Genomic DNA, 19177 nt, shown 5'->3' with positions numbered 1-19177 from the left:
TTCAAATATAACAAGAAATACTTTTGCTGAAAATAGTTTTACACTTACATTATTGAAATAGAGGTAAAGCGGGTCGAGATGTAATAAAAGAATGGTGTAATTGAAGCAGTGATCGCCATTTCTTTAAAAACTTTTTTGTATTACCGACAAATTAAATTGAGAATTTTAATGTAATTATAGATAAATCTTAAAAGAATAGATAGAATTATAGATTATATCATTGAAAATATGCTGTTTTATTTAGAATGGTTCTAATCTATACCTTTTTCTTATGGTGGGTGTTGTATTGTATTAATAATTTTACAGGAAATTTAATGAGGTGATTATTACTTAGTAATAATAAAATACAAAAAAATCTAAATATGAACAATAAGTCATTACATAGCTTTCATATTCCTGTAATGGGACTTGCCTATACCATAGATAGCCCTATACGGGTGGCACAATACGGAATTTCTTCAGTGATTTCAATCATTGATGATGAAATTGTGGAAAAGATGAGGGAACTTTACAGTAAGAAATTTAATCTTACTTTTTGGGGCATTTCAACCAATGAAGAAGATTATAGAGCTCGGAGGATCAGCGCTTATTTGGACATGGTTGATACTATCGTCTGTGAAAAGTTTGAGTCATTTAAAAAGGAGATCAGTAAAAATAAAGAGGCTTTGAAGGGCTTTATTAATATGCTGCCCAATGCATCAACGATTAAAAATGTTCTTCTTAGGTTCGACAGACAAAAAGAGCATGACGCTTTAGCTATTAAGAATTTTGTAGATACTCATCTTATTCCCGGAAATATTGATGTTAATATTATGACAAAAGTAGATAAGGACAATTTTAAAAATAATAAACAGCTTCCTGCATATTACAATGATGCACACAGTTCTCTAAGAGGGTTTGCTCAAAGTAAGCTTAGTTCATCAGTAGTTCTTTCCGCTGGAATGAATCCGCGCCTTTACTCCTATTTAGAAGAATTTGATGATTTTTTTCCAGATTTAGACGGAGGTTTGAGAAAGAAAATTATTCTAAAGGTGAGTGATTTCCGTTCTGCAATGATCCAAGGAAATTTCTTAGCAAAAAAAGGGCTGTGGGTTTCGGAATACAGGGTGGAATCAGGATTAAATTGTGGAGGGCATGCCTTTGCAACGGAAGGTATGTTATTGGGACCAATTATGGAAGAGTTTAAGCAAAGAAAAGAAGAATTGATCCAATCCGCACATTCTTTAATGATCACAGCCTTAGAGTATAAAGGTAAATATTTAGTTTCCAAGCCATTACCAATGAAAATTACTGTTCAGGGAGGAGTCGGAACATCAGACGAACATGAATTTTTACTCTCCCATTATGAAGCAGACAGCATAGGATGGGGCTCTCCCTTTCTTCTTGTTCCTGAGGCAACCACACTAGATTCCGAAACGAGACAACTGCTTATGAAAGCAAAAGCAGAAGATCTTTTCCTGAGCAACATCTCTCCGTTAGGAGTGCCTTTCAATGCAATAAAAGGAACATCCAACGAAACATTGAAAAAGTTGAAAATATCCAACAACAAATTTGGCAGTTCTTGTCCGAAAAAGCTTCTGGCATTGAGTAAGGAGTTCTCTCCGAAAGGAATCTGCACTGCATCAAAAAAATATCAGAAAATTAAACTAGAAGAACTTGAACAGCAAAAAAACGAATTATCCGAAGAAACATTTCAGAAAAACAAATTGAGCATTATAGATAAATCCTGCTTATGTGTCGGGCTGTCGAACTCAGCATATCTTGAGCATGGTATGGAAATAAAAGGAGAAAAACAGGGAGTAGTTATTTGTCCTGGTCCTAATCTTGCTTTTTTTGACAAGGAAGTTTCCCTTTCCCAAATGGTTCGGCATATCTACGGAAATGTTAATATTCTTTCAGATGGCTATCGACCTCATATGTTTATCAGCGAGTTGAAACTGTATGTGGATTATTTTAAAAAAGAGATTGAAGCTTTTTCCGGAAAGATTACCAATTCCCAATCTAAAAAATGGACCGGCTTTAAAGAAAACCTTTTGGCCGGGATCGCTTATTACAATAATCTATTCCAAGATTCTGAAATGTTTAAAAAAGATCTTAAAATGATTAAGCATCAATTGCATAATTATAGATCAATAATATCCAATATAAAAATCCCTACAGGTGCCTAATTGAGAAATTGTGGTAAAGAACGGTAAGTAAATAAAAAATTATCGATGATATTACAAAACGCTTTGTGAATCACAGGAGAGGGGACATATTATAAATGCTGATGGAAACATTTTGTACAGTAATGATTTTTTCTGTTAATGAATCTTTTACAAAAAAAATTAAATATTTAGAAATAGCAGATCAGAAGATATAAGTGATTGATGATAATAGCTCTTAACCAATTTTTCATTATTAAAAATTGTATTATTTTATAATCGTTCTAAAAAGAAAAAAATCTAATTTTGTATTGTGAGAAGGCTTATTTCCATAGTATTACTTTCCTTCTATTTGGTTTCAACAACTGAACTTTACCAGTTGCTGAAAATTCCTGTTCTTATAGAGCATTTTCTACAACATAAGGGACAAAATAAAAATATCACCCTTATAGATTTTCTGAAAATGCATTATGATCATCCCGTAAAAGATGCAGATTATCAGACAGATCAAAAATTGCCATTTGTTTCACATGCAAATCTCCTTTCCGTTGTTTTCATAATTAATCCTTCTGTAGATTTTCATTTTACAGACAAAATATATAATGCTCCCGGAATAAAGAAAACTTTTTACAAAAGTATACTTTACAACAAAGAAATTTTAAATTCCATCTGGGAGCCCCCGAAATTTTATCAATCTTAATCCATTTTTCTCAATCATTCTTTGATTGGGAGGTATTCTGTATTTATCATAAAAGTATTTGCAAATAATGCAGATACCCTTTATCCGATGTTTCAGAATGCCCAAAATTTATCACAATAATTAAGATTAATCAATAATTATATGCTTACAAAAATCATTGAGTTTTCTGTAAAGAATAAGCTCATTATAGCATTATTGGTATTCGGATTGATAGGCGTTGGAGCTTATCAGGTGACGAAATTACCGATAGATGCAGTCCCTGATATTACCAATAATCAGGTTCAGGTGATAACCACAGCGCCGTCATTCGGAGCTACCGATATCGAACGATTAGTTACTTTTCCCATAGAACAGGCCAACAGTAATATTTCGGGCTTGAAAGAGATTAGGAGTTTTTCAAGGTTTGGGCTTTCGCTGGTTACCATCGTTTTTGATGATGATATAGATATTTACTGGGCGAGACAACAGGTCGCAGAAAGACTGCAGCAGGTGCAGAATCAGATTCCTCCGGATATAGGAACCCCCACGCTGGGACCTATTTCAACAGGTTTGGGGGAAATTTATCAATATGTAGTCCGTCCTAAAAAAGGATATGAAAGTAAATATGATATTACAGAACTCAGAACGCTTCAGGATTGGATTGTCAGAAGACAATTGCTTGGGGTAAAAGGTGTTGCGGAAGTCAGCAGTTTTGGCGGAAAGCTAAAACAATATGAAATTTCAGTAAATCCTGATAAACTGAATGCGTACGGAGTTACCATTACGGATGTTTTCGATGCACTGAAAACCAACAATCAGAATACGGGTGGTTCTTATATTGAAAAAGGACCTACCGTTTTATACATACGAAGCGAAGGATTGGTCGGAAATCTGGATGATATTAAAAATATTTCAATCGTCACCAAAAACAATGATGTTCCTTTGTTTATAAGAGATATTGCAGATGTTCGCTATGGTTATGCGACAAGATTCGGTGCAATGACCTATAATGATAATGGCGAAGTTTCCGGTGCGGTTGTGATGATGCTCAAAGGTGAAAACAGCAGTGAGGTCATTAAAAATGTAAAAGCTAAGATTCTGCAAATCCAGAAAACCTTGCCGGAAGGTGTTGTAATTGAGCCATTCTTAGACAGAACCAAGATGGTAAACAACGCCATCGGAACTGTTGAGAAAAATCTGATGGAAGGTGCGTTGATTGTTGTCTTTGTGCTGGTTTTGTTTTTAGGAAATTTCCGTGCAGGGCTATTGGTAGCTTCAGTTATTCCTCTGGCGATGCTTTTTGCAATTTGTATGATGAATCTCTTCGGGGTAAGTGGGAATTTAATGAGTCTTGGCGCACTGGATTTCGGGCTGATTATAGACGGGGCTGTTATTATTGTAGAATCGGTCATGCATCAGTTTACCCATAATTCAAAATTCCGCAAAGCCCTTTCGGTTTCAAAACAGGAAATGGATACAATTGTCATAGATTCTGCAGGAAAAATGATGAACAGTGCAGTTTTCGGTCAGATTATTATCCTTATAGTGTATTTGCCTATTTTAACACTGCAGGGGATTGAAGGAAAGATGTTCAAACCGATGGCACAAACCGTTGCCTTTGCTTTACTGGGGGCATTTCTGCTTTCGCTTACCTATATTCCGATGATGAGTTCTATTATTTTAAACAAAAAAATAAGCCATAAAATGAATTTTTCAGACCGGTTAATGGCAAAAGCTGAAATAATTTATCGTAAGGCTTTGCTGAAAGTTTTAAGAATACCCAAAATCATTTTCAGTATCGTGATTGTTCTTTTTACTTTTTCTGTTGTGGTTTTAAGCAGAATGGGAGGTGAATTTATCCCGTCATTGGAAGAAGGAGATTTTGCTGTTGATACCAGAGTTCTCCCCGGAAGCAATCTCAAAACAACAACTGAAAGTACACAAAAAGCGGCACATATTCTGAAGACCCGTTTTCCGGAAGTTCAGAAAGTAGTTACCAAAATAGGAAGCGGAGAAGTTCCCACCGACCCGATGCCGATGGATGCTTCTGATATGATGGTAATTCTGAAAGATAAAAGCGAATGGATTTCTGCTAAAACCTTTCCGGAGCTTTCCGGGAAAATGGGCAAAGCCTTAGAAGATGTTCCGGGAGTTACATTTGGTTTTCAATATCCCGTTCAGATGCGTTTTAATGAATTGATGACAGGCGCAAGACAGGATGTTGTTTTGAAAATATTCGGAGAAAACCTGGAGACACTGGTGAAAAATGCCAATCAGCTTGGAAAAATAGTTAATACAGTAAAGGGAACTCAAAATCTGTATATCGAACCCATTTCAGGTCTTCCGCAGGTTATTATCCAGTACAACAGACCGGTTATAGCGCAGTATCATTTGTCTATCGGAGATATCAACAGGGTTATTAATACCGCTTTTGCAGGTCAAAGTACAGGCTTGGTTTTTGAGGGCGAAAAACGTTTTGATATGGTGGTAAGATTAAATAGTAATGACCGTAAAAACCTGGATGATGTCAGGAATTTACTGGTTCCTACGCCATCAGGTAATCAGATTCCGCTTTCGCAGCTTGCCAATGTTGAGATTAAAGATGGTCCGAACCAAATCCAACGGGAGAACGGACAACGAAGAATCGTGGTGGGATTTAATATCAAAAACCGTGATGTTCAGGGGATTGTAGAAGAACTTCAAGCTAAGGTAGACCGACAGCTCAAACTTCCTCCGGGATACTACATCACATACGGAGGTTCTTTTGAAAACCTTAAAAATGCAAAAAACAGGCTGATGATTGCGGTACCAATTGCTTTGGTTTTAATTTTTGTGCTGTTGTTTCTGGCTTTTAATTCGGTCAAGGAAAGCCTTTTGATTTATACTGCGATTCCACTTTCTATCATTGGAGGCGTATTCTTACTGGCAGCCAGGGGAATGCCATTCAGTATCAGTGCAGGTGTAGGATTTATCGCTCTTTTTGGAGTGGCTGTTCTCAACGGAATTGTCCTGATTTCAGAATTCAACAGATTGTATAAAGGTGGAATTAAAAATATTGTAAGAATTGTTGTAGACGGCGGAGAAGCAAGGTTAAGGCCTGTGTTGATGACTGCTTTTGTGGCTTCACTAGGCTTTATTCCGATGGCTCTAAGCAACGGAGCAGGAGCAGAAGTTCAAAGGCCATTGGCAACTGTAGTGATAGGTGGACTTTTGATTGCTACATTACTCACGCTTTTTGTGCTTCCGCTGCTGTATGTAACTATTGAAAAGGGATTTAAAATGAAAAAAATACGAAAAAATACAGTGACACCCATTCTTATCATCTTTTTTGTATTGACAGGAAGTGTTATGAAATCTCAAACCAAGGTCACTTTAAATGAAGCTGTTGCTATAGCTTTGAAAAATAATAGAGGTCTGAAAAATGAAAAATTAAAATCAGAATATGCAAAAGCACTTATTAAAACTTCTTCAGACATTCCTCAGACAGGAATTTCTGCAGACTACGGACAAATCAATAGTGCTTACCGGGATATAAAATTCGGAGTTTCACAGAGCATTGCATTTCCCACCGTTTACAAAAGACAGAAAAATCTGTACACCGAAGAATGGAAAAAAAGTGAGCTTACTATTTCATTAAAAGAATATCAGCTGAAAAAAGGCGTGACGCTTACATTCTACAATATTCTATATTGGCAGGAAAAGGAGAAAATCCTGAATGAATCTTTAGACTTTTATTCTCAATTTCTGGAAAAGGCAACTTTAAGATTAAAAAGCGGTGAGAGTAATATTTTGGAAAAAACGACTGCTGCCAACCAAAAATCAGCTATCGAAATCCAGATTAAACAGGTGCGGCAGGAACTTAGAACTTTGCAGCTGCAATTGCAATGGCTTCTCAATTCAGAAACGGAATTCATTCCTGATGGAGAACATATTTTCGCTCTTTCTAATCTACAAAATGATGTTTCCGATAATCCTTCGTTGAAAATATTAGAACAGCAAAAAAATATTGCAGCACAGCAAACGGCTTTGGAGAAATCCAAATTACTGCCGGGTTTACAGCTCGCCTACAACCTCAACAGCTTCCGTGGAATGGGGGCAGATGACAGGGTTTACAATGCTTCACCTCAGTTTCATTCTGTTCAGGTCGGCGTTTCGGTTCCTTTATTTTCGGGAAGCCATAAAGCAAGAATTGAAGCTTCAAAAATTGTAGAATCAGTGAACGAAAATGATTTTCAGAATGCCGAGTTTACCTTAAAAAAACAGTATAAAAAACTCTCAGAGATTCAGCAGAAAAACATGGAAATTGTTTCTCAGTACGAGAAATATGAACTGAAAAATGCCGATACCATTCTTGAAACTGCTCAAAAACAGTTCATCAACGGAGATATCAATTATCTGGAATTTGTAATGCTTGCCAATCAGGCAATCAGCATCAAAAATAATTATACAGATGCCGTTTGGAATCTTAATGAAAGTATCATTGAACTGGAATATATTACTTTAAATCAATAAATTATGTCAAGATTAATTCAAAATAAATATTTGATTTTATTAATGCTTGTCCTCTTTTTTTCGGTTCAATGCCATAAAAAAGAAGAAGCTGTTATAAAGCCAACAACTTCTAAAGATGAAAGTATCGTTATACTTACCGATGCCCAGCTTAAAAACACGCCTATAGAAACAATGTCACTTTCTGTGAAAAATATTTCTACGGTACTTAAAATCAATGGGAAAATAGATGTTCCGCCTCAGAATTTGGTTTCCGTAAGCGTTCCTCTGGGTGGTTATCTGAAAAATACCAATCTGCTTCCGGGAATGCGGGTGAATAAGGGACAGGTGATTGCTGTTATCGAAAATCCTCAATTTATACAGCTTCAGCAGGATTATCTGATGGCAAAATCAAAACTTCATTTTGCAGAACTGGATTATGGCAGACAGAAAAAGCTCAACCAGAGCCAGGCAAGCAGTGATAAAGTAATGCAGCAGGCTCAGTCTGAAATGAACAGCCAAAGGATCATGATGAATACTTTGGCAGAACAGCTTCAGCTTGTCAATATCAATCCGGGAAATTTAACCGCTGAGAATATTAGAAAAAGTGTTCCGGTCTACAGTACAATCAATGGTTTTGTGAGCAAAGTGAATGTGAATATAGGAAAGTTTGTAAATCCGTCTGATGTTTTATTTGAACTCATCAATCCTAATGACATTCATCTGAATCTTAAAGTATATGAAAAAGACCTTGAAATGCTGAAAATAGGACAAAGATTTACCGCCTATACCAATACGCAGCCGGAGAAAAAATATAATGGAAAAATTATTCTCATCAGCAAAGATATCAATGCAGACGGAACGGCAGATGTGCATTGCCATTTTGAGCAGTATGACCAGAACCTGATTCCCGGAATATATATGAACGCTGAGATCGATACTGAAACATCCTTTTCCAATGCACTTCCAGAGGAAAGTATTGTCAGTTTTGAAGGGAACAATTATGTTTTTGTTCAACAAAAAAAACAAACCTATAAACTGGCTCCTGTAACGTTGGGAGAAGCTGAAAACGGTTTTGTTCAGATCAAAAATTTTGAAGATTTCAAGAATAAAAAAATCGTCGCCAAAAATGCGTACACGCTTTTGATGAAGCTTAAAAATACGGCAAGCGAAGAGGAGTAATTCCGCAAAAAATATAAATATAAATTTAAAAACCTAAAATAATGGATAAGTCATTTTTCACCGTAAAAAATATTTTAATTATACTGTTGTTACTGTTTATTGGTATTCAGTTTATTAATGTTAAAGAAAATATCAGCCAAAGTCGCTCTGAGAATGCTATCGGAAATTATTATAAAATACCGGCAAAAGTTCAAGAAATTTTGAAAACAAGTTGCTATGACTGCCACTCCAATAATACCTCCTACCCATGGTACAGTAAAGTACAGCCAGTGAAATGGTGGTTGGCTGATCACGTAAATTCTGGCAAAAGACATTTGAACTTTGATGAATTTAATACTTATAGCCGCGAAAAAAAGCTTGAAAAACTTGATGAGATTGTAGAAACCGTAAAAATGGGTGAAATGCCGCTTACTTCTTATACGGTTGTTCATCGGAACGCAAAGCTTTCTGCTTCAGATCAATCTGAAATTGAACGATGGGCAAATGGGATAAAGAAAGAATTGAATAATTGATTTCCTTTAATTAATAGATTCTGTGAAAACTTTCACAAAAGATTTTCATCAAGAAAATGAGTATAACTAATTTTAAGGCAATGATATATTTTAGCCTACGAGAATATATGCTCAATATCAATCGAATTATATAGATTGGCAGAGCAAATCCTTTGGTTAACCGCCGTCGCTTTTTATAAAGCTAAGAAGTGTAGGCTTAATTATATCATAGCCTTTTTTTAATTAGTTACAATAGGAAATTCGCGGATTGGTGCTGTCTCCGCATTGAAACTGATATTTGCCTTGCAGATATTTCGGTGTGGGATTATCTGTGACTTCCAGTGGAGCCATTGATTGTCCGTTGTAAGAAGGCATGGTAGCTTGTGCAGTGGAACCATTACCTAAAGCTACATTTTTGGCATTGGCATTTCCATTGAAACTATAATCCATCATGGCATCCAAAAGACGGTAGACTCCATAATAATCTAATGCATCAAAGGCTTTTCGGGAGCTAGGCATAGCATGATCCGTTACATAATTGTATCCGTTAACGGTGGATGATTTAAAATAGATAAAATCTTTTTCAGCGTTGGTAATATTGATGTTTTTGAAGATATCAATTGCCATTCGGTGATCATTTACATCATCTTCGTCATAGACCTGTGTTATCATTTTGGTATTGGCCGGAAAACTCTGCAATTGCTGTTGGGTGGTTAACGGACTGTTCCAGTTAAAAGAATACCACGGTGCCATGGTGAAAAGAAAACGGCCATTCTGTCCCCATCCTTTTTCTGTAAATGCTTTGTAGGCGAGATCGATGCTTGCTCCACCACCAAAAGAATGTCCCATAAATCCTACTTTTTGAGTATCAATTATATTGGGATAATCTGCAGCAGCCTTTATGAATCCTTCCCATAAGGTTTGGTAGCGGTGATCAACACTGATGTCAATAGTACGGTAGGGTACAAATACCACTGCATAGCCTTTCTTTGCAATAAAGTTATACAGCTCTATATTGTAATCCTTCTCCTCCCCACCAAATGGGTGTGAGAAGAATATGGTAGGCCTGGGAGAAGTGATCCCTTTCGGATAGAAAATTGAAACCTGCGTTCCTGCATATTGGGGATTGTTAAAAGTAATTTCTTCTACCTCATAATTACCATCTGCACCATATCCTGACGTAGGTTTTTGTATGGGTCCCTGAAAACTGTTACCGGGTGTTGCCTGTAAAGCCATTTCATCATTATCGTTACTACTGCTCTGTGAGCAGGCTGAAGTGGTAATGAACATGATCATTACCCATGGATATACTAGTTTTTTCATTTTCTTTTCTCTTTAAAATTTTGAACCATCTGATCTTTAAGCTCCTGATATTTTTTATATTGTCCTGCATCCAGAATGTGGCTGAGTGCATCAGATTTTTCTTTCTGGAAGGCTTTCAGTTTTTTGAATTTAGCCCGTTTGCCTTCATTACTTTGAATAACAGGGTCATTCTTCTGAGCATATTGAAGGTTAAGAGCATAGACCTGCTGGACTTGCGTAGTATTTAAGGCTAACTTAGTTTTCATCCACTCGGTCTGCATCTTTGCACGCTGTTCCGGAGTGCTGTCCTTTAATTTTTTTGTTTGTGCCGATAAGCTTGTAAATGCCGTACATAGAAAAGCTGTTACAAGAAGAAGCAATTTTTTTTTTTGTTTTAAAAGCATCTTGGAAAAATTTAATTTTTAATGAAACAAATGTAGCAATACCTATGGTCTCCGTTAAGATAAAAAAGGGTGAACCTGCTAAATTCCGGGGTGAAGTTATTATTGATCCAGCCACTTTCTAAACTGCATTGCTTTTGCTTTACTGACAAGCACTTGTTCCTGAGGTAATGGATGTATTTTGACAAGCAGCCTTCCATTAAAAAAATATTCAACGGTATCTATGCATTTTTGTTGATCATAAACTGGCGGTTAGCCCTGAAAAACAGGGCGGGATTCAGCTCACGCTCCAGTTGTTCCAGTGTAAATTCCGTTACGTATTGCCTGCCATCTGCCGTATGTACATATACAATCTCGTTAGCAGTATAAAACCAATTGATTTTAGCTGCCTCTATCGGGATAAGCTTACCACAATAATGGATCAGGAATGATTTTTTATACTGCTTCGTTGCAGACTGGAGCTGTTGCAGCAGAGCTGCTGTTTTGGTCTGTTCCCTCTTAAAATCAGCAGCAATAAGGGTGTTGTATTTAAGCAGCGTCCGCTGTATTTCTTCCTTGTCAAAAGGTTTTAAAACATAATCAATGCCATTGTTCCGAAAGGCCTCAATGGCATAATCATTATATGCTGTAACAAAAATGACAGGTTTTTTAATATTGATTTGTCTGAATATTTCAAATGATAATCCATCCGAAAGCCGTATATCTGAAAATATCAGATCATAATCACTATTATTATTCGTTAGCCAGTGTACTGATTCTGTTATACTTTGTAATGTTATAATGATCTTAATATCCGGATTAATTTCTTGCAGGATATATTCCAGGTTTCTTGCTGTGGCCGCTTCGTCCTCAATGATTATAATATGTAAATTTTGTGTCATAGCAACGGAAGTTTTACCATAAAATATTCTTTGGTCTGATGTATTTCTATCTCATGATGAGTTTGTAATTTGTATCTTTCATTCAGGTTGGCGAGTCCAAGTCCGGTTCCTTCTGTTTCACTGATGGTAAGCTGAAGATTGTTTCGGATAATGAGCCATTCATTCTCTTCATAAATATCTACCATTAGCGGATATAAAATTGTAGCTCTATTATGTTTAACGGCATTTTCTACCAAAGGTTGCAGTGATAAATGAAGAATCTGTTTGCCTAAAATACTTGCGTTGATATTAATCTGAATCTGAAAGGTATTTTCGAGCCGCATTTTCACCAACTGAATATAGGATTCCAGATGCTGAAGTTCTTTTTCCAGGGATACCATCTCGTTGCCTGAGTGCACCAATGTATATCTGAAAACTTTGGAAAGGTGTAAAATATACGTCTGCGCAAGACGTGGATCTTCCCTTACGATGGCAGAAAGGCTACTCAGCGTATTGAAAAGGAAATGTGGATTTAACTGTTCCTGAAGTAATTGCAGCTGGGCCTGAAGGTAGGAGGTATGCAGCTGTTCGTTGATCAGGTCTTTATTTCTGCTTTCACGCATCAGAAGAATAAGACGGATAACTACGGCAATCATTATGCTGCTGAGTAAAAAGCGTGCAAAATATCCTCTTATCCTGCCTCCTGGAAGTTGAACGACTCCAAATAATAAAGAATGAATAACGCTTCCCAGTATAATGGCTGCTACAACCAGCAAGGTGTTGAATGCGTATAGTTTAAACCACTGTCTGTTTTCTCTGAATACATTAAAAAGCTTACCTCGTGAGAGATTAACATGCAGCAGGACCAGGCAGAAAATCATATTGTAGAGAAACTGAAAACCATATTCCCAGATATTGAACTGCCAGTAACGGGCAATGATTCCATCACCATTAAGAGCCATCAGTTTTGCTGAATTGACCACCAGAGTAATCAATAAGGCACTATAAAGATATATTTTTCTCTCATTCTTAATCATTGTTACAAAGAAAGGAAAATATTAAATCCGATGATGTAATAATGCGATGAAACTGGAAAACTAGAGGGTGAAATGACTGTCTTTTGATACAGAATAGTCAGTTTGTCTATTGATTGGCAATAATGGCTATGGTTTGATCTAATTCTGTATATCATTTAAATATGCTTGTTTAAAAAATACTTATTTAATCAAGATAACGTTTCTTAAACCAGATATCGAGAATGTTCACACTAATATTCAGCATATGATAATTTTCTCTGATTGAAACATTTTTTTGGACTCCGTGAATCCCATATCCATAGTTTACATTCAGCATCACTTTTTTTAGAGGGATACCCAGCCCAAAGGTGGCTTCTAATTTGTCAATTTTAGCTTTATTGATTTTATAATATCCGGTATCATAATTAATTCCGAAACGATAAATAAACGCTTCGGAAATTTTTTCGATCTGTTTTCTTCCAGGAAGAATTTCAACCCCCAAACCATAGGTATTCTGTCTGTAATACTGCTCTGAAGTTTCAGTATTTTTTACATCATCCCAATTACTCTGTGTAAAGTCAAAAGTCATACGATATCTTTCATTTTTCAAAAGACCTATTCCCAGTCCGAGTTCTAAAGGAAGCGAAGAATCATTCGAAGAAAGTTTTGAGATAACACTGTTGGTATAATCTTTATTTTCGGTATATGAAACTTCCCTTTTTGAAACCAGTTTACTTCCGAAATTAACGACACCCCCCAAAGTCAGCTGAAAATTTTCTGTAAAATCTTTTTTAAACTGTGTTCCCAGGTTATAGCTAAAGCCTGTATATCTTATATTTCTGCTGATTTCAACCTCTGAAGTTGTTGTAATGGTTTCTTTACGGACAATGGTTCCGAAATTATTTTTTACTTTACCTCCGACACTCCAGTTATCATTAATTTTATATCCTAAACTTATTCCCCAGTTTGAGATGCCTCCACTTCCTTCGTAAGTAACGGGATATTCGCTGGCAGTTCCTTCAATTGGAATGGTAGATGAGATCTTATAGTCGGAAGAAGTTGCCGGCTGCATACTGATACCCACAAAAGCATTTTTTGAAATCCTTAAAGCAGCACTGAAATTGGTGAAATTGGAGCTCAATCTTCTGTCTGATCCTAAATTACTGGAAATTGTATTATATTTGAGCATCCCGCTCACATTTAAAATCACATTCCTTGTAGAAATGGCAGTCATGGCCGCAGGATTTTTAGAATTGATATAATCCGGTGCATCCAATGCAATACCGGTATTCCCTAAGGCTATATTTCTGGCATCATCTACATTATTAAACATTCCTATTCCAAAATATGAATACGGAGAGGAGTTCTGAGCCGAAGATTCTGATGCAAAAGCAGACAGGAAGAATAGGTTGATTAATATTTTATTTTTTTTATTCATAATTCTAAATTAATATCCTAAAATATATACCTTAAGTTTAGCAGGATTTGTTGTATTCTTCTGGTCTCCCAATACGGTTTTTCCTGAAAGTACGTCCATATATGAAGAAGGATAAATAAGTGTATTGTAATTGGAGTTTGCAGATTCTGACAATATAGATTTAACATACTCTGTCAAAGAAAAATTGTAAACATGCTCATTTTGAAACTCGCTGTCGGCCAATAAGCCGGATGTGATTTCAGTGCTTCCGTCAGAAGTGTATGCACTCACAATATGGTTTAATTTATCTCCTACATAATAATAAAGCGGACTGGGATTATAAAATTGATGAGAATAATATCCGGCAACTGGACTTACCGAAAGATTAGCATCAATGATCTTATAATTTTCATACAAATTTTTCAGTGATTTCAGATAAGGAAGCTCTACTTTAGTATAAACACCGATTCCCGCCATGAGATAAGTCTTATTTCCTAAACTTGCTGATGGTATGGGATTAGCCGGGGTAAGATTTGCCAGATCAGAGCCTGTAAAGTCGCTTTGAATTTTATTGTATTGATAACTTGTACTCGGATTCAGATCTAATGTGTATTTCACTGGCTCAGTTCCGTTTTGCGATATTGTATGATAATACATTCTCACAATATTTGAAACTTTTTCTTTAGTACTTTTACTGATTTGCACCTGATAAGAAGAATTTATTCCAAAACGCAACATCGCATTATTTTCGGAAGAAGGAACCAATGCCAAACCTTTATAAAAATTCAGAAAATATTCCTGATTATTAACATCATTGTTTTTTAAGGTATTAAAAAGCGTTTGCCCATACGATTGATCCAGTTTAATTTTTACATAACTACTGTCTGTGTTTGGTCTGGGATAAAATTCTGTACTTCCGATAGAATTTGACGAGTAATTAAAATTACTTTTATTATATAGATATCCGTTATTAAGTTTTATCCTGTCTGCTAAAGGATGTACATCAAGCTTATATGTTTTCAGGGTATCTCCGTAATAAAAATCTGTATTCGTAAGATACATGACCACGGAATCAAAAACAGCATTGGAGGGAGATGTTAATGTATAGCTTTCAGGAGTAAGTTCAAAAAGGGAAGAAGAAGTCACTTTACCGAAAGTCTGATCTTTTATATTACCTACCATCATTACGCTTCTTCCGGAAGTCACCACAGAGTCCACCATAATTGTCGACATCTTCATAGTAAGGGTATCGATCATCACGATTTTGGATTGGGCATCTATCCAGGAGCTTCCCACTTCATACGTATTGCTTTCATCTTCACAGGAAAATAAAAACAATAATGAAACACATAATAATAGGTATTTATACATCTTTTTTCCGCAAACATAGAGGAAACTGCTATTGAGGAAAAATTTATTCTCCCTTTGGCCGTTAGTTCTAGACAAAACTAATGTACCTTTAGATAAATGGCTATTTTGGAAATATTTTTAAACCATCGTAAAAACAATATAATCTGACTATAAAAAGCAGTGATCTGTCTAAAAAATTTTCGCAATACATCAGAATGAAATTGTTTTGCAAAAAAGAAATGAATAATGAACAATAAACTTTTAGTCTTAGCTCTTACTTTTGCAGGAACATTTTTGGTAGTAAGTTGTAGAAATGATGATGATGACGATGAACTGATAGGTAACTGGATAAGAGTTTCGGATTTGGATGGTAAACCCCGTTCCAATGCTTCAGCATTTGTTGTAAATGGAAAGGGATATATAACAGGAGGATATGACGGAGATGTCTATTATAATGATTTATGGAGCTATGATCCTAATCTTAATGCCTGGACTCAAAAAGCGGATTTTTTAGGGTCAAAAAGAAGTTCTGCTGTAGGTTTTGCCACTAATTTATATGGGTATGTAGGAACAGGATATGATGGATTGAATAAACTGAAAGATTTTTACAAATATGATCCTTCCTCTAATTCATGGAGCCAGATCGATGATTTTCCTGGAACAGGAAGATATGCAGCCTTAGCTTTCGGGATAGAAAATAAAGGTTATGTAGGAACAGGATATGACGGAAGCGAGCTAAAAGATTTTTATAAATACAGTGAGTCTGATGCATCATGGAGCACGATAACAAGTTTAGGAGGCTCTAAGAGAAGAGATGGTGCCGTTTTTGTCATCGATAATATAGCATATGTTGGATTTGGAAGTAATAACAACAGCCTGGTTTCAGATTTTTGGGCCTTTGATGCATCTTCTGAAACATGGACAAGAAAAGTAGACACCAGTAATGACGACGACTCACAAAGCCGTATTTCAACTGCAGCCTTTGCAGCCGGAGGTTTAGGATATGTTTCAACAGGATCTACGGGTGGTGTAGGAAATACAACCTGGGAATACAACCCATCGACTAATGACTGGACGGAAAGAACAGCATTTGAAGGATCTGCCAGAGAAAGTGCATGTGCATTTTCATTAGGAAATTATGGCTATGTGCTTACAGGAAACAGTGGTTCCTCGTATTTTGATGATATCTGGGTATTTCATCCAAACGAAAGTGAAAATGATGATGATTAAAAACTTTTTGAGACTATTCTTTTTGTTGGGAATATTTCTGGTCAGCTGTGAAAAGAAAAATAACAGTCTTGAAATTAAAATAACAAAACAAAATTCAGGATACGGCTATCAAATCTTAAAAAAACAAAAGATAATAATTAACCAGCCTTTTGTCCCTGCCATACAGGGGAATAAAAGCTTTAAAACCAAAACAGATGCACGAAAGACAGCCGATCTTGTTGTGAGTAAAATAGATAAATATTCTTTACCAAAAATTTCTATACATGAACTGGATTCTATGAATATAGAGTATTAGATGCTTTAATTACAATGAAAGTTCCTTCAATTACGTATTGAAGGAATTTGTGCACATAAATAAACAGATGGATTTTATGACTTCATTTTTTAAACAAATACAAACCCCCTACATTTATCACTGGATTATCTGGAGTATTCTTATTTTCTTCAAACTGATCATAGACTATTCTATTTTCGGGAATTTTCTTCTCCTCATGAACCTGAAAATATTCCTGGTTTCCATGATATTGTTTTACATAAACTATTATATATTTCTCCCGTTTATTATCCGACAGACGCCTAAAAAAATTCTTGTCATTACGATTTCGTTTGCCGTGATATATATTGCTCTTATGATCGTTTTTATACCGCCATTGCCACAGCACCCTCCACTTCTTCCGAAAGATGGAAAGATAGGCTCATTTAATGATGATATCCATTTTTCCGACATTTTCTTCAAAATAGGAATTTTTTCCATTATTTTCAGTACCCTGCTTTTCTTTTTAGATAAATGGATGGAGAACAGAAAAAAAATCAGCGCTCTGGAATTTGAAAGACAGTCCAGCGAATTAAAAATCCTGCGTGAGCAAATCAACCCCCATTTCTTTTTTAACGCGCTTAACAGTATTTATTCATTATCCATCACACAGTCTAAAGACACTCCCAGGGTCATTCTTATTTTATCTGATATTATGCGTTATGTGCTTAATAATAAAAACATGCAGAGAAATAATCTGAATGATGAAATTACCAACATTAAGAAATACATCGAGATACAGTCCATCCGTTTCAGTAAATTCAATAATATTAATTGTGAATTTTATGGTAATTTTGATCTTTATGAAATTGAACCGCTTCTACTTTTAACATTTGTGGAAAACGCATTTAAGTATGCTGATTTGAGGAAAGGACCTCTGGATATTAATGTCCATTTGCAAAATGGGCTGCTGGATTTCAGCATCAGGAATTTTTATGAAAGAAAAAACCATGAAAAAACCAACGAGAACAAATTGGGAGTGGAAAATACCAAATTGAAGCTGAACCTCCTTTATCCGGGAAAATACCAGCTGGATATTAACGATAACGGATCAGAATATAAAATTAATTTAAAACTTCAATTGAATTAAATATGAACTGTATAATTGTTGATGATGAAGAATTGGCGCATCACGTTATTGAAGAATATATCTCAAGAATACCATTCCTGAATCTTGTGAAAAACTGTTATGATATCCAGGAAGCCATCCCTGTTTTGCAAGAGAAAAATATCGACCTTATTTTTCTTGATATCAACCTACCTAACATCTCAGGGATAGAGTTTTTGAAAAGCTTCAACAAACTTCCTGATGTAATAATTACTACAGCTTATGATGATTCTGCAGTACAGGGTTTCGAGATGGGAGTAGTTGATTTTCTGTTGAAACCATTCTCTTTTGAAAGATTTCTCAAAGCCGTTTACAAAAGCTATAAACATTACAGCAATTCGAAAATGCTGAAGGAGAAAAGTACTCAGAATTTTCTCAAAGATTCATTTATTTTTGTGCGCTTCAATAATGAAGATGTAAAATTGAATTTAAGTGAGATCAAACGTATCAGTGCTCTTAAAGACTACATTATCATTTATACGGAGGACAGAAAACTTATTGTGCATCAAACAATGAAGTCTATTATGGAAAAGATTGATTCTGAGAACTTTATCAGAGTTCATAATTCACATATAATATCACTTCAACATTTACAAACTATCGGAAAAAATAGTCTTACAGTTGGAAATGAAAGAGTACCCATAAGTGAAAAATATAAAGCATTTCTCAATGAAGTAATTGGAAAATATAAATAAGAACTCTATGGAGAATTTGCAGGACTTATTCTCCAATTTTCTATATTAAAAATACCGGTATTTCAGTGTTTTTTATTTGGACAAATGTAGGCTCGTCCGCTTCTTTAATAGCAGAATCTTTTACGACTTTAATAATATCTTCTCCTTGTAAATTGTTGATTTACATATAAACATTATGGGGCACAAGATTTGCCTTTTCTAATTTTATTTGCTGACTGTATATGCTTTTTGCTGTAAAAAGAAAGAAAGAAACAAATAATTAATCTTAAATTTTTCATGTTGTTAATTTATAGAGCATTATGTTATTATTGATACACTATTTTGATTAGTATAGATAATGAATATGAGTGTTGCAACCTTGCTGAATAATTACACTTGCTCTGATCTTTTTCGATGATTAAAAGAGGGTAGAAGAAATTGAATATATTTTCAAAATTCATTTAAGATATAAGTATAAATAAGTTTAAAATTATTTTTTATTGGATTTGACACTACCAGAAT

15 protein-coding genes are annotated in these 19177 nt (G+C 35.3%); 9 read left to right on the top strand and 6 right to left on the bottom strand.

All coding sequences use genetic code 11. The annotated features are described in order from the left end of the window. Positions 1 to 362 precede the first annotated feature (362 nt). The 5 genes from BMX24_RS16870 to BMX24_RS16850 all read left to right on the top strand — a co-directional run bounded on the left by BMX24_RS16870 (position 363) and on the right by BMX24_RS16850 (position 9005). A complete protein-coding gene (locus BMX24_RS16870) occupies positions 363 to 2168 on the top strand; it encodes a hypothetical protein (protein WP_089794848.1) in 1806 nt (601 codons plus the stop codon). A 289-nt stretch (positions 2169 to 2457) separates the two neighbouring features. Continuing rightward, positions 2458 to 2844, top strand: a complete 387-nt coding sequence (locus BMX24_RS16865; RefSeq protein WP_034753324.1) for a hypothetical protein — start codon at positions 2458 to 2460, stop codon at positions 2842 to 2844. 141 nt (positions 2845 to 2985) lie between these two features. Beyond that, positions 2986 to 7335: a CusA/CzcA family heavy metal efflux RND transporter gene (locus BMX24_RS16860; protein ID WP_089794846.1), complete on the top strand. Its 4350-nt coding sequence runs from the start codon at positions 2986 to 2988 to the stop codon at positions 7333 to 7335. After that, positions 7336 to 8493: an efflux RND transporter periplasmic adaptor subunit gene (locus BMX24_RS16855; RefSeq protein ID WP_449390478.1), complete on the top strand. Its 1158-nt coding sequence runs from the start codon at positions 7336 to 7338 to the stop codon at positions 8491 to 8493. Between the two features lie 41 nt (positions 8494 to 8534). Next, on the top strand, positions 8535 to 9005 hold the full coding sequence (locus tag BMX24_RS16850; protein WP_089794842.1) for a heme-binding domain-containing protein: 471 nt from the start codon (positions 8535 to 8537) through the stop codon (positions 9003 to 9005). 222 nt (positions 9006 to 9227) lie between these two features. Here BMX24_RS16850 and BMX24_RS16845 read toward each other — a convergent pair whose 3' ends face one another. From BMX24_RS16845 to BMX24_RS16820, 6 genes are all read right to left on the bottom strand, one after another. Next, positions 9228 to 10307, bottom strand: a complete 1080-nt coding sequence (locus BMX24_RS16845) for an alpha/beta hydrolase family protein (RefSeq protein WP_089794840.1) — start codon at positions 10305 to 10307, stop codon at positions 9228 to 9230. Further along, a complete protein-coding gene (locus tag BMX24_RS16840; RefSeq protein ID WP_089794838.1) occupies positions 10304 to 10690 on the bottom strand; it encodes a hypothetical protein in 387 nt (128 codons plus the stop codon). The genes BMX24_RS16845 and BMX24_RS16840 overlap by 4 nt, the downstream gene beginning before the upstream one ends. Before the next feature lie 218 nt (positions 10691 to 10908). Next, a complete protein-coding gene (locus BMX24_RS16835; RefSeq protein ID WP_228404892.1) occupies positions 10909 to 11568 on the bottom strand; it encodes a LytR/AlgR family response regulator transcription factor in 660 nt (219 codons plus the stop codon). Next, positions 11565 to 12584, bottom strand: a complete 1020-nt coding sequence (locus BMX24_RS16830) for a sensor histidine kinase (RefSeq protein ID WP_027381485.1) — start codon at positions 12582 to 12584, stop codon at positions 11565 to 11567. Before BMX24_RS16830 ends, BMX24_RS16835 begins: the two co-directional genes overlap by 4 nt. Before the next feature lie 184 nt (positions 12585 to 12768). After that, on the bottom strand, positions 12769 to 14001 hold the full coding sequence (locus BMX24_RS16825) for an outer membrane beta-barrel protein (RefSeq protein ID WP_089794836.1): 1233 nt from the start codon (positions 13999 to 14001) through the stop codon (positions 12769 to 12771). Positions 14002 to 14010: 9 nt separating this feature from the next. Continuing rightward, positions 14011 to 15351, bottom strand: coding sequence for a DUF4270 family protein (locus BMX24_RS16820; protein ID WP_089794834.1), 1341 nt, complete (start codon positions 15349 to 15351; stop codon positions 14011 to 14013). A gap of 225 nt (positions 15352 to 15576) precedes the next feature. Here BMX24_RS16820 and BMX24_RS16815 point away from each other — a divergent pair, with 225 nt between their 5' ends. The 4 genes from BMX24_RS16815 to BMX24_RS16800 all read left to right on the top strand — a co-directional run bounded on the left by BMX24_RS16815 (position 15577) and on the right by BMX24_RS16800 (position 18676). After that, on the top strand, positions 15577 to 16560 hold the full coding sequence (locus BMX24_RS16815) for a Kelch repeat-containing protein (RefSeq protein WP_089794832.1): 984 nt from the start codon (positions 15577 to 15579) through the stop codon (positions 16558 to 16560). Continuing rightward, positions 16547 to 16855 carry a DUF4907 domain-containing protein gene (locus BMX24_RS16810; protein ID WP_170835740.1) on the top strand — a complete coding sequence of 103 codons (309 nt, stop codon included), beginning with the start codon at positions 16547 to 16549 and terminating at the stop codon, positions 16853 to 16855. The genes BMX24_RS16815 and BMX24_RS16810 overlap by 14 nt, the downstream gene beginning before the upstream one ends. 76 nt (positions 16856 to 16931) lie before the next feature. Further along, on the top strand, positions 16932 to 17963 hold the full coding sequence (locus tag BMX24_RS16805; RefSeq protein WP_170835739.1) for a sensor histidine kinase: 1032 nt from the start codon (positions 16932 to 16934) through the stop codon (positions 17961 to 17963). A 2-nt stretch (positions 17964 to 17965) separates the two neighbouring features. Next, positions 17966 to 18676: a LytR/AlgR family response regulator transcription factor gene (locus BMX24_RS16800; protein ID WP_089794825.1), complete on the top strand. Its 711-nt coding sequence runs from the start codon at positions 17966 to 17968 to the stop codon at positions 18674 to 18676. Positions 18677 to 19177: the final 501 nt, after the last annotated feature.

The organism is Chryseobacterium wanjuense, assembly GCF_900111495.1.
Taxonomy (GTDB): domain Bacteria; phylum Bacteroidota; class Bacteroidia; order Flavobacteriales; family Weeksellaceae; genus Chryseobacterium; species Chryseobacterium wanjuense.
The sequence above is the reverse complement of the archived record's forward strand: the minus strand, read 5'-3'. Positions and strand labels throughout refer to the sequence as shown.